Origin of the sequence: Larkinella punicea (genome assembly GCF_003334855.1) — a bacterium.
GTDB lineage: Bacteria > Bacteroidota > Bacteroidia > Cytophagales > Spirosomataceae > Larkinella > Larkinella punicea.
The window spans coordinates 198676-211080 of the sequence record NZ_QOWE01000006.1; the positions used below are offsets into that span (position 1 = coordinate 198676).

Annotated in this window: 8 protein-coding genes; 2 read left to right on the forward strand and 6 right to left on the reverse strand. The window is 52.7% G+C overall.

The annotated features are described in order from the left end of the window. Nucleotides 1-19: 19 nt before the first annotated feature. The 6 genes from DUE52_RS09080 to DUE52_RS09105 all read right to left on the reverse strand — a co-directional run bounded on the left by DUE52_RS09080 (nt 20) and on the right by DUE52_RS09105 (nt 7279). Complete coding sequence (locus DUE52_RS09080) at nt 20-1702, reverse strand: serine hydrolase domain-containing protein (RefSeq protein WP_114405669.1); 1683 nt, start codon at nt 1700-1702, stop codon at nt 20-22. 95 nt (nt 1703-1797) lie between these two features. Next, nucleotides 1798-2628: an AraC family transcriptional regulator gene (locus tag DUE52_RS09085; protein WP_114405670.1), complete on the reverse strand. Its 831-nt coding sequence runs from the start codon at nt 2626-2628 to the stop codon at nt 1798-1800. Between the two features lie 123 nt (nt 2629-2751). Then, complete coding sequence (locus DUE52_RS09090) at nt 2752-3321, reverse strand: type 1 glutamine amidotransferase domain-containing protein (protein ID WP_114405671.1); 570 nt, start codon at nt 3319-3321, stop codon at nt 2752-2754. A gap of 53 nt (nt 3322-3374) precedes the next feature. Then, the gene (locus DUE52_RS09095) at nt 3375-4868 is read right to left on the reverse strand and encodes a serine hydrolase (RefSeq protein ID WP_114405672.1); all 1494 of its coding nucleotides are present in this window, start codon (nt 4866-4868) and stop codon (nt 3375-3377) included. Continuing rightward, nucleotides 4868-5941: a class A beta-lactamase gene (bla, locus tag DUE52_RS09100; protein WP_229312119.1), complete on the reverse strand. Its 1074-nt coding sequence runs from the start codon at nt 5939-5941 to the stop codon at nt 4868-4870. The genes DUE52_RS09095 and bla overlap by 1 nt, the downstream gene beginning before the upstream one ends. Nucleotides 5942-6067: 126 nt before the next feature. After that, complete coding sequence (locus DUE52_RS09105) at nt 6068-7279, reverse strand: cystathionine gamma-synthase family protein (protein ID WP_114405674.1); 1212 nt, start codon at nt 7277-7279, stop codon at nt 6068-6070. Between the two features lie 120 nt (nt 7280-7399). Between DUE52_RS09105 and DUE52_RS09110 the strand changes: the two genes are divergently transcribed. Both DUE52_RS09110 and DUE52_RS09115 read left to right on the forward strand, forming a co-directional pair. After that, nucleotides 7400-10522 carry a SusC/RagA family TonB-linked outer membrane protein gene (locus tag DUE52_RS09110; RefSeq protein WP_114405675.1) on the forward strand — a complete coding sequence of 1041 codons (3123 nt, stop codon included), beginning with the start codon at nt 7400-7402 and terminating at the stop codon, nt 10520-10522. 24 nt (nt 10523-10546) lie between these two features. After that, nucleotides 10547-11962, forward strand: coding sequence for a SusD/RagB family nutrient-binding outer membrane lipoprotein (locus tag DUE52_RS09115; RefSeq protein ID WP_114405676.1), 1416 nt, complete (start codon nt 10547-10549; stop codon nt 11960-11962). The last annotated feature ends 443 nt before the right edge of the window (nt 11963-12405 follow it).

Here is a 12405-nt window from a genome sequence, read left to right on the forward strand (position 1 = left end):
TGTCGCTTGTCTCTCATTCTTAGTCAATACAGGGAATATAATATAATGCTTTCCGGTTTTTAATCTTGACAAAATCGATATGATACGCACGCTGGGTGTTCACTTCCAGTGACGTGACTTCGTGGTTGCTTCCACGCTTAAAGAATAGATCGGCTTTGAGATCACACGGAGCGATGAAGCCATCGACAAAGTAGTTGATTAGCCCGCATTCACCCCCCGACGCGAAACGGGCAATTAGCCTTTTATTCTTTTTCCTGATTTTAACCCACCCACCTACTTCTTTGGAGTAGTAGTTGCCCACATAGTTTTCTGAATGAATCGGATTGATAAGGGACATGTCGGTTTTGTGATAGCGCATCGGCTCCGAAGAGGGTGGGTACACGACCAGTTCTTTAGTCGTATCAAAGGACAAAAGAATAGCATGAAAACGAAACAACTTTTCAGTGATCGGTTTCAATAAGGTGCCTGATAATAAGAGGCCCTGTGGTCCTAATGAAATATCCACATCACGGGCACTGTGACTGCTTTTGTAGAGTCCCACATAGCGGTTCAGCTTTTCGATATTGACTACCGTGTTTTCGGCTTTTTCTTTTTCTTGTGGGGGGGAAAGGTAGGTTGGCCCCACCAGTATTCCGGCAACTTCCAGGGCGGGATCGCTTCCCGTCGTATCCAGCATGGAAGTATTACTGAGCCAGGCGATGGATAGTCCCGTATCCGGTAAACAAATCAGTTTGGCGCGGTAACCAGCCGTCGCTCCACCATGTTGAAAAACCCGTTTTGTAGGGCTTCCTTCAATAAATAATCCCGCAGCATACGTATTGAAAACGAGGGTGCTGGTTGAATCCAACTCAATTTGTTTAGACAGTAATGCGTTGCCGCCCAACCGGGCACTCAGGTAAAATTCACTCCATTTTAGCAGATCTTCGGCGGTCGTTAGCAAGCCGCCTGAACCGTGGATATTATTTTCTGGCATCGACTTGCAGAAACGGCCGTCCTTGATGTCATAGGCGGTGCTGCGCATCGGAACCACTTCGGTATAGTCGTTGCGCCATTGGGTATGAGTCATCCCCGCTGGTTGAAAAATAAATTTCCCGGTAAAATCGGCAAACGATGACCCGCTTACTTTTTCGACGAGTATAGCCAGCAGAATATAATTGGAATTGCTGTATCGAAATTGCTCTCCTGGAGGGCTATTCAGTTTTTTCTGTCGGCAAATAATCTCAAACACCCGTCTGTTATCGGGTATTTTTAGAGAATTGGGCCACCCTGCCAGTTCAGCTACATCTCCCCATTCACGCAATCCACTGGTGTGATGAATGAGATGTCTGATTCGAATGGGACGCTGATAGACAGGTAACTCGGGAAGATATAGGTTGACAGGGTCATCTAAGGTCAGTTTGCCTTGTTTCTCCAAGAGTAATATAGCCGCAGCGGTGAATTGTTTGGAAACGGATCCCGCTTCAATCCGGGTCTCGGTTGTCATCGGAACACGATGTTCAAGATCAGCAAGTCCCCAGGCTTTGGAGTAAACCACGCGCCCTTTCAGGCTTATGGAAAGTTGTCCACCCGGCTTATTTGGGCTATAAAAACGAAGTGCGCGGTCAATGCTGGCCACCTTGTCATCGTTAAAACTCACTATTTCCTGCGCATGGATCTGGAAAGCGATAAAACACAAAATGAAAGTCAACCTTTTTGATGACATAGATGCTATCTGATATATAAAAGAATGTTATATAACAAGGATAGTAAATAATTCATCCTTTGCAAAGCAGTTGCAGGCATTATTCATCATCTCCCTCAATAAAACCGCCCGGTTTTGCTGATACAGACGTTTCCCTGCGCCAGTTGTTTCAAAAACTGCCGGGGTGTCAAACCCAGGTAATACTGAAAATCTTTGATGAGGTGGCTGTGATCGTGATACCCAAACGTCAGCACCAGATTGAGCCAGTCGGGCGGTTGTGGATGTTGTTGGGTTAGAAAATTGAGGAGATTTCGGAATCGGAGAAACCGGGTCAGTTCCTTGGCCGAATAACCCAGGTGCGTTTGAAACCGCATCTGAATACGCCGGGCCGAAACCTGCTGCGTTTCGGCCAGCACCTTGATCGGATCGACGACCGCGTCCCGGAAATAGGGAATGCTTTCCCGCAAAGAATCTGATGCGGCATCGGTCGGCGCAACGAACGTTACGGCATACGCATTGAGCAATGAGATCCGGTCAGCTAGTTCAGACAGGGGGGCCAATTGCTCCCACAGTTCCGAAAAACAATTCTTGTTGAGCAAAACGTCCGGATCGTGCCAGTCACCAGCTTTGAGTTCCTGCATCGATACGCCCAGTAACCGGTAGAAACCGTCGAGCGTAAAGTTCACCACCATCAGATCGGTCCCGGCGGGCAGTTCATACGTTAGCATTTTTTGCAGCGGCCCCAGCACGGCGGTTTTCTGAATGACATAGGTTGCACCGCCCAAAGCAATCGGAATGGCCGGACCCAGATTGAACACCAGCAACATCTCGTAGTTGGGCATCAATTGCAGCGTGACCGGTTGCTCTTCCGGAGAAAGCTGTACGCAATAATAATGGCTGAATACCGTCGCCAGCCGTTCTTCGGCATCAATAAGCTGACTGTTCATGCGCGAAGTAAACGAATAATATGGCAAAAAGTGGAAGGAGTCGTCAGATAACGGCAACACCCGTCAGGTCTTGAAGACCTGACGGGTGTTGCCGTTATCTGACGACTCCTTGCGGTAAACCGCTTACGCGTGTTGGCCTGCGTGAGCGCCTTCGCGAATCTCTTCAATCATTTTTCGGTTAAAGGCCGGAATGTCGTCCGGTTTCCGGCTCGTGACCAGACCCTGATCCGTCACCACTTCTTCGTCGACCCAGTTGGCTCCGGCATTGATCAGATCCGTCTTGATGGACGGATACGACGTTACCGTACGGCCCTGCAACACATCCGCTTCGATCAGCAGGATCGGGGCATGACAGATAGCCGCTACCGGTTTGTGTTCCTCAAAAAAGTGCCGGACAAACTCGACGGCTTTTTGCTCCAGTCGCAGATGGTCGGGATTCATGACCCCGCCCGGCAGCAGCAAAGCGTCGTAGCTGTTGGCGTCGGCATCGTCCAGAACAACATCGACGGCGAACGAATCGCCCCAGTCGGTCATGGCCCAGCCTTTCACTTCACCACCCTTCGGCGCGATCAAATGCGTTTCTGCACCGGCTTCCTGCAGCGCCTTCCGGGGCTCCGTCAGTTCGACCTGTTCAAATCCGTCGGTCAGCAGAATCGCCACTTTTTTTCCCCTCAATTTTTGCTGATTTTCCATGATTACGTTGAGAATTGGTTCTGCTTACGTAACCATGAAAAAAGGAGAAGGTTTTATTCTTTCCGGAAATCCATTCCCCCGAAAACCAGCGAATCGACCTGGCCCGAATTGCCCAGACCGAACCGGGCCAGCGCCTTGCCATACCAGGCTTTCTGGTAGGGGCCATAGAACGTATCGAAGTGCCAGTGTGCCAGCGTAGCGTTCAAAGCGTTGTCGTTGATATTGAAAACCAGTTGATTACCAACCAGGGTTACCTCGGCTTTTCCGTATAGCGGACTGGTATATTTTCCGGTATATTCCTTCAAGGGCACTGACGGAGACGTATTGGCGACCCGCTTTTCCTGAAACGCCCGGGCGGCTTTTTTCCCCTGCTCCTTCAAATTGCCATACAATGTTTTAAATTCTGCATTCCAGTCGCGGTTGCCACCGAGCGCGAAGAAGTCGAGGGTTTTGTAGAGCAACACATGCCGCACCTCGGCGTGGTCGTAATTCCCGAAGACATACACGCCCAGTTTTTCGTCGGGCAATTGTCCGGTAATGGCGGTCAGTCCGCCCAAACTTCCGGTATGAAAATTGACTTTGTGGCCCCGGTAATCGTGCTGATACCAGCCCAGTCCGTAGGTCAGCCAATTGGGTTTCAGGATTTGCATGGTCGGGTATTCATCGTCCGGCACCATGGCCTGCGGTTTGAAAATCTCCGCCCACGTTTGCGGTTTTACCAGACGCCCACCGCTGTATTTGCTGCTGTCGAGCATGCAGATGATCCACTTGCTCATGTCATCCACCGACGACCAAACCGCCCCCGCCGAACCGATTTCACTATCCGCGCCGTAGTCGATCACCCGAATGGTGTCGTTGATGTTGTAATGCGGTTTCGTCATGTTGGTGCTTTTGCTCAGTCCGCGTTTGGGCGCAGTTTGGGTCATACCCAAAGGGTTGAAAATGCGTTCCTGCATGACCTCCGACCACTTTTTCCCGGTCAGCCGTTCGATGATTCGACCGGCGGCTGAATACATGATGTTCTGGTAAATGAAGCCCGATCGGAGCGAATAACTCGGTTTGACGTAGACCATTCGCCGGAACATTTCCTGGGCGGGAATGGTCATAGCCCCCGTAAAAAAATCGGTGCTTCCGATGCCGGTATTGTGCGTCAGCAGGTCGCGCACTTTCACTTCCCGCGTTAGATACGGATCGGAGAATTGCAGTTCCGGCAGGTATTTGTACACCGGATCGTCCCACGACACTTTGCCTTCATCGACCAACATGCCCATCAGCGTTACCGTCATGGCTTTGGTGGTGGAGGCACAGGCGAATAAGGTTTGTGTATCGACGGGTTCGGATTTGCCCAATTCCCGGACACCGTAACCCTTTTTGAAAACCACCTGATTGTCTTTCACCACCGTAATGGCCAGACCGGGAACGTCCCATTCCTTGCGAACCGCTTCCACGTAGGCATCAAATTCCTGGAGTTGTTTGGCCGTCGGTTTTTTCTGTGCAAAGGAGATCAGAACGTTCAGGACGAGGGCGGTGATCGCGAAGGTCTTCATTACCGAATGGATTGAACCGGCGGCTGAAACAGGAAATAATCGTAAACCGTGCGGCTCAGGTGCGCGATGGTCTGCTCCCGTTCGGCTGATGCCTGAGATGATGCGGTGATGAAAACCGCTATGACAATGTGGCCCGCGTCGCCCGGCAGGGTGATGATGCCCACGTCGTCGGTGGCGCTGGAATTCAGTGAGCCGGTTTTGTGGGCCACCACGGTGGCAGGAGGCAGATAGCCCTTGATGCGCGCCAGACCACCCCGGCAGCGTTCCATCACGGCCAGCAGCAGATCGCGGCTTTCGGGTTTGAGGGCTTTGGCCTGGTAAATCTGGGTCAGCAGGTTCACCATCGCTTCCGGTGTGGAGGTGTCGCGCGGGTCTTGTTCCAGTTTTAAAGCCGCAGCCCGGCGGGTTTCGGGTGTCGTCGTTGCGCCGAGTTTATCGTAGAATCCGACGGTCCATTGGTCGGAGGGCGGCAGGGTGACGCCCTCCAAATCCGCAATCAGTTCGACGATGGTCCGGTCAACCGACATGCCCTGAATGCCTAGTGCTTTCAGCCGCGCCCGAACCGGTTCGACGCCCCCGACGAGGTTCAGCAAAATGTCCGTTGCGGAATTGTCGCTGATGACCATCATCAGTTCCAGCAAATTTTCTACCGAAAGCTGAACGCCCGGTTTGGCGAACAGCGTTTCCAGCGTGCCGCTGCCCGGATGCAGATCGGACGGTTTCAGATCCACCATCGTGCGCAGGGAAAGTTCGCCTTTTTCGATTTTGGTCAGCAATTCTACGGCAATGGCCACTTTAACGGTGCTGGCCATTGGAAACCGCTCCTGAAGATTCATACTTATTTGCTTGCCGGATTCGAGGTGAACCGCGCAAAGGCCGACTTTGCCTTTCGCCAGTTTGGCGATGCGCTCCAGTTCCTGATTGAGTCGCTGCTCAACGATAGGTGAGGTTTGCTGGACGACGGGCTCCGGTTCTTTTTTTGCTTTTTTGGACTGGCTGAAACCGGGGGTGCTGACCAGGAACATCACCCAGAATAGAAAAAGATGGGTTGGGAAGGATAGCGGTTTTTTCATGAATAGAAAGTGGGTTGAAATTGCCCCTAAGTTGCCCCTAAATCCCCTAAAGGGGACTTTAAGCATCCGGCTTAAGCTGTAGTCCCCTTTAGGGGATTTAGGGGCAACTTAGGGGCAAATGTTGAGTTATATTGTTCGTTCTTCCTCCAAAACCGTCTCCAAAGCGGCCAGGGCTTGGCTCAGATCACCGATCAGATCTTCAACGTTTTCGATGCCGACCGAATACCGGATCAGGCTTTCGGGAATGCCAAGCTGGGCGCGCTGGGCTTCGGTCAGTTCAACGTGACTCGTCGTTCGGGGCGGCCCGGCCAGCGTGCTGACCGATCCGAGACTGGCGGCCAGGTGGACCAATTGTAGCTTGGTCAGGAACGTTTTCACATCCTCATAATTGCCGTGGAGCGAAAAACTCATGACCCCGCCAAAACCGGCCATCTGTTCGCGGGCGATGGCATGACCGGGATGCGTTTCGAGTCCGGGGTAAAACACATCACTGACTTTGGGATGGGCTTTCAAAAACCGGGCAATCTTCAGGGCCGATGCGTTTTGCCGCTCAATCCGCAGTTCCAGCGTTTTCATACCGCGCGCAATCAGATACGCTGGATCGGCCTGCAGGCTGGCCCCGTTGATTTCCCGAAACCGGAATACTTTTTCGACCAGCTCCTTTTTGCCGCACAGCAGCCCGCCCATCGCGTCGGAATGTCCGCCGAGGAACTTGGTGGCACTGTGAAGCACCAGATCGGCCCCCAGTTTCAGCGGGTTCTGGTTGATGGGCGTTGCGAAGGTGTTATCGACCACCACCACCGCGCCGACTTTATGCGCTGCCGCGGCCAACCGTTTGATATCGACCACTTTCAAGGTCGGATTGGTGGGCGTTTCGAGGTATACCACATCACAGCCTTTGGCAATTTCAGCCTCCATCGCTTCGTGGTTTCCGGTTTCGCAGAGCGTCACGTTGATCTGGTAGGAGGGCAGGAAATCCAGGAAAAGCCGGCTGGTTCCGCCGTAGGTATCCTTGATGGAAACCACCCGTTTTCCCGGCCCTAACAGCGCAAAAAGCGTGTTGCTGATGGCCCCCATGCCGGTGGTAAACGAGGTCGCGGCTTCGGCACTTTCCAGAATGCGGATCTTCTCTTCCAGCACATGAACCGTCGGATTGGTGTTCCGGCTGTAGATGTGGCCCTCGGTTTTGCCGGTGGCAACGTCGTACCATTCGTCGAGGTCGTGATAGGCAAATGCGACACTGTTGACAATCGGCGACGTGGTGGCCCCTTGATAGAAACGCTCGGTCTCTCCAGCCCAAACGGAAGCTGTACCTTTGTTTTGTTTAGAAAAATCCATTATTAGTTCCGTAAAGAGCAAAATATTCTACGTTGAATAGCAAAAATTGCAAAATTTTGAATAAATGCTAAACTTGCCATAAGAATAGTTTTTTAATCATTTTTTAACTTATGAGAGTCTATGAAGGAATTATTACGGATCTACCTGGGAATGGCGTTGCTGTTCTGCTCGTCGATTACGCTGGCGCAGCAAGTGGAAGTAAGTGGTCGGGTGACGAGCGACGGAGACGCTGAAGCGCTGCCGGGTGTCAATGTGTCTGTGAAAGGCACGACAACCGGAACCCTGACGGATGCGGATGGTCGCTATACCCTTCGCCTGAGTGTCGGGAATACCGTGCTGGTTTTTAGCTACATCGGTTTTGAAACGCAGGAAATCAAGGTCGAAAACCGCCGGAGCATCAACGTTTCTCTGCGGCAGGACAGCAAAATGCTGAACGAAGTCGTGGTAACGGCTTTGGGAATCAGCCGGGAGAAAAAAGCACTGGGCTATGCCTCGCAGAGTGTCAATTCGGAAGAACTGGTGCAAAACCGGCAACCCAACCTTGTCAATGCCCTGCAAGGGAAAGTGGCCGGGGTTACAATTTCGAGCACGGGTGGTGCGCCCGGCCAGGGAGCGCGGATTCTGATTCGGGGTATCAACTCGATCGATGTTACCCGCGACAACCAGCCGCTGTTTGTGGTCGATGGGGTTTTGTTTGACAACAGCACGTCGACGGGAACCACCAACTCGGGGGCCGAACTGCGGGGGATGTCGAACCGGGCGGCAGACATCAATCCGGACGACATCGAAACGATCAACATTCTGAAAGGCGGAGCAGCCACGGCCCTCTATGGATTGCGGGGCGCCAACGGCGTGGTGGTGATCACGACCAAATCGGGCAAAACCGGGGCGCTGAGCGTCAATTACAACAGCACCTTCGGGGTCGAAAATGTGAATAAATTTCCGGAAGTGCAGGATAAATACACCATCGGGTATTCGGGCGTTTACAATCCGCAGGACTTTTTTCCGTCGTGGGGACCCACCGTGGCCGAAGCCATCAAGATCGATCCGACGCACCCGCAGAAACTCTATAATCATTTCCGGGATGCTTACCAGACCGGGAAACAATACCAGAACAACCTGTCTTTTTCCGGCGGGAATGAAAAAATCACCTTCCTGTCGTCCATTGGTCACCTGAAACACGAAGGGGTGATTCCGTTTACGGATTTCAATAAACTGTCGGTCCGGCTCAATACCAATGTCAAGTTCAGCGACAAATTCACCACGAATGCGAATTTGAACTTCATCAACTCCGGAGGAGACCGCTACAATGCTGATCGCTACAGCGAAAGCCTAAGCTACTGGTCACCCCGCTACGACGTTCGGGATTACCTCAATGCGGACGGTTCTTATAAGACCTACGGCAACGATAATCCCCTGTATGGTGCCATGACGAACAAACTGCGGGACAACGTAAACCGCCTGGTGGGTGGGCTGAATTTTGTATATGCCCCGCTCAAATGGCTGACGCTGAACTACCGCGTCGGCCTGGATACGTACTCGGAAGATCGCAAACGGACCGCACCCGGCCCGTCGGGCATTGCCAATGAGCGGGTTTATGGAGACAACGCCTTGGGATTTATCTACCAATACCATACCAATTTTCGGGCCATCACGTCGACGTTTGCGGCCAGTGCCACGACCAAATTTGGCGAAAACCTGAACGCAACCCTGCGGGTGGGCCATGACCTCTACGACCGCCAGATCCGGAGTTTCGGGGCGGAGGGCAACGAGCTGACGGTGTATAATTACTTCAATCTGCGCAATGCCAAAACCATCACGCCCAGCCAATCCGAAGAAGATTACCGGCTGATGGGCGTTTTTGGTGAATTGACGATGGATTACAAGGATTTCCTGTTCCTGACCCTGACCGGTCGGAATGACATCACGTCGTCGCTGCAGGCACCCAACAATTCGTTCTTTTATCCGTCGGTGAGTCTGGGTTACGTGTTCTCGCAGCAGATGAAGCTGCCAACATTCATCACGATGGGCAAAGTCCGGGCTTCGTATGCCCGAATCGGGAAGGATGCGGCCCCGTATTCCACCATCACCGGCTATTCGGCCTACGCCAACCTGCCCGCCGGATCGAACGGTTTTACGCGGGGCGCGTTGCTGGGTGACCCAAACCTGCGCCCGGAATTCACGGATACGTACGAAGGCGGTCTGGAAATGAGCTTCCTGAACAACCGGCTCGGCCTGGATCTAACCTACTACCACTCGGTTAGCAAGGACCAGATTATACAGGTCGATGTGACGTCATCGACGGGATATGTGAAAGCCGCCATCAACTCCGGGTCGATGCGGAACAAGGGAATCGAGGTGATTCTGCGGGGAACGCCTATCCGGAAAGGCAAGCTGAACTGGGATGTCAACCTGAACTTTTCGGCCAACCGCAACAAGGTGCTGAGCCTGCGCGATGGGTTGACGGAAATCAACTACGCATCGCAGTTTGGGTATGCCAGCTCGACGGTAACCATGAAGCTGATTCCGGGATACGCTTACGGAAACCTCTACGGACGCACCTACAAACGGTATTATGCCAATGCCGCGGACGAAGTTCCGGCGGTTTTCGACAAAGACCGGCCGGTTGTGATTGGGGCCAATGGCTTCCCGGTGATCAGCACGGCGCAGAAGCTGATCGGCAATTCGCAGCCTGACTGGATCGGCGGTATCACCAACACCGTTCGATACGGAGATTTCTCGCTGTCGGCGCTGGTTGATGCCCGTGTGGGTCAGGATCGCTACAACCAGTTGGATAACTTCTTCTCGGCCTTCGGGATTGCCAAATACACCGAGGATCGCAACGATACCAAAGTTTTTGAAGGGGTGCTGGCCGACGGAACGCCGAACACCAAAGCCGTGTGGCTGGGGCAGGGGGTAGGGCCGGATGGCGTCAACTACACCAACGGTTTTTACCGGAATGTACACCGGGGCGTGTCGGAAAACTTCATCGAAGATGCTTCCTGGGTGCGGCTTCGCTCCGTGAGCCTTTCGTATGCCTTACCCACAACGGTGCTGAAAAATACGTTCATCAAAAATGTTCGCTTTACCGTGACGGGGAACAACCTGGCTTTGTGGACCAAATACACCGGCTACGATCCCGAAACGAGTTCATCGAACAGCGGCAGCAATGTCGACGGTTTCACCGGTTTCACGTATCCGGCCGTCCGCAGCCTCCTGTTTTCCCTGAACGTCGGTTTTTAAGCTTTATCTTTATTCCTGATTATCATGAAATTCAACCATAAAAAACTATTTCCGCTCCTGACTTTGCTGCTCATCGGGCTGGGAGGCTGCAAGGATTATTTTGAGCTGAAGGAGAATCCAAACCTAATCGGTAATCCGCCCCTGGCTTCGCTGCTGTCGACAACGACGCACAAAACCGCCCTCAATTCGCAGCGGGTTGCCAACACCACGTCCTACTTCGTGCAGTACCTTGCCAATCCGGGAACGGCGGGCTCGACGGACACCTACCAAAATACGGATTACACCGGCACCTGGGATGCGGTTTATTTCGGCATGGCCGACCTGTATGACCTCAAAAAAAAGGCGCAGGAGCAGGGCAGTTCCGAATACGTCGGTGTCGCCAATGTCATGCTGTCGTATCACCTCACGCTGATTGCCGATGTGTTCGGGGATGCGCCTTTTTCGGATGCGTTTACCGGAACGACGCTGACGCCGAAGTATGACACCGCCGAAACGCTCTACACGACGGCCTTGACGCTGCTCAACGAGGGTATCACCGAACTGGCTAAAACCGATTCCAAGGTGAAGCTGTCGGCCGCCAACGATGTGATTCACAAGGGAAGCACAGCGGCCTGGATCAAAACCGCCTATGCCCTGAAAGCCCGGATGCTCAACAAAGTATCGAAAACGAGCACCTACAAACCGGCCGATGTGCTCGACGCGGTGGCGAAGTCGTATGTCGCCAATGCCGATGATGCACAGATGTCGACATTCCTGCTGCGGAATCCGTGGGCGCAGGTGGCCCGGAACAACGCGCAATTGCTGCTCGACGGCTGGCTTTCCGACCAGTTGGTCAATCATTTGAACGGCGTAACCTACGGCGTTGTCGATCCGCGCATTGAGAAAATTACGGACAAAACCGTGAACAACGACTACAAGGGAACCCGGAACGGTCAGGGCAACGTGGGTGGAAACAATACGGTGAAAGACGAAAATTACATTTCCCTGAACTCCCCGCTGACGGGCGATGCGTCTCCGCTGCTGATTGTGACGTTTGCCGAAATGAAGTTTGTGGAGGCCGAAGCCGCTTTCCGGGCGGGTGACAAGGCTCGTGCTTACGCGGCTTATCTGGCCGGTATTACGGCAAATATGGACAAATACGGTGTGGCTGCGGCCGCCCGAGATGCCTATCTCGCCAATCCGGCGGTTGGCGTCGGTTCGGCGGCTTTGACGCTCGATCTGATTTTTAAGGAAAAATACGTGGCCACCTACCTCAACCCGGAAGCCTGGAACGACGCCCGTCGCTACGATTACAAATACAAAGGGTTCCGCCTGCCGCTGAATGCCGCTCTGCCGACGTTCATCCGGAGAGCCGCCTATCCGAACGGCGAAAATTCGAAAAACGGTGCCAACGTGCCGGATGAAGTGCCGCTGTCGACCCCGCTCTGGTGGGATAAATAAGGTTTACGGTTTATAGTTTACGGTATTCGGTGGCTGACGCAAGCTTTGGAGCGCGTTAGCCACCGAATACCGTAAACTATAAACCGTAAACCACAAACTAAACCCCAACCCGGCTTCGTTTCTAGGAAGATGGGTCGGGGTTTAGTTTATGATATGCAAAATAACTGCGCTATTTCCCGGACTTTCAGAACTTGTTTGCAAATTACAACGTAGTAAAGAAAGCATATGATCTGGATTGGCGTTCTTCGCTCGTTCCATTCCACTCCTCTTCTTTTTTACCTATCAACGGTGCCATCAAAACCAATTCCGGGCATTGTTACTCCTAAAATTGGCTGTAAATATTTTTTTTATATTTTTACGCGACTGTCAACCAAAAGGGTAATTCCGAATAGGATTGATGTTTCCTGTAAGAAGTCTGGCCGAAAGGGTCAGAACACCTTGTC

Coding starts and splice junctions, on each gene's coding strand:
- DUE52_RS09080 (WP_114405669.1), bottom strand. CDS start 1,702: ATGTCATCAAAAAGGTTGACTTTCATTTTGTGTTTTATCGCTTTCCAG.
- DUE52_RS09085 (WP_114405670.1), bottom strand. CDS start 2,628: ATGAACAGTCAGCTTATTGATGCCGAAGAACGGCTGGCGACGGTATTC.
- DUE52_RS09090 (WP_114405671.1), bottom strand. CDS start 3,321: ATGGAAAATCAGCAAAAATTGAGGGGAAAAAAAGTGGCGATTCTGCTG.
- DUE52_RS09095 (WP_114405672.1), bottom strand. CDS start 4,868: ATGAAGACCTTCGCGATCACCGCCCTCGTCCTGAACGTTCTGATCTCC.
- bla (WP_229312119.1), bottom strand. CDS start 5,941: ATGAAAAAACCGCTATCCTTCCCAACCCATCTTTTTCTATTCTGGGTG.
- DUE52_RS09105 (WP_114405674.1), bottom strand. CDS start 7,279: ATGGATTTTTCTAAACAAAACAAAGGTACAGCTTCCGTTTGGGCTGGA.
- DUE52_RS09110 (WP_114405675.1), top strand. CDS start 7,400: ATGAAGGAATTATTACGGATCTACCTGGGAATGGCGTTGCTGTTCTGC.
- DUE52_RS09115 (WP_114405676.1), top strand. CDS start 10,547: ATGAAATTCAACCATAAAAAACTATTTCCGCTCCTGACTTTGCTGCTC.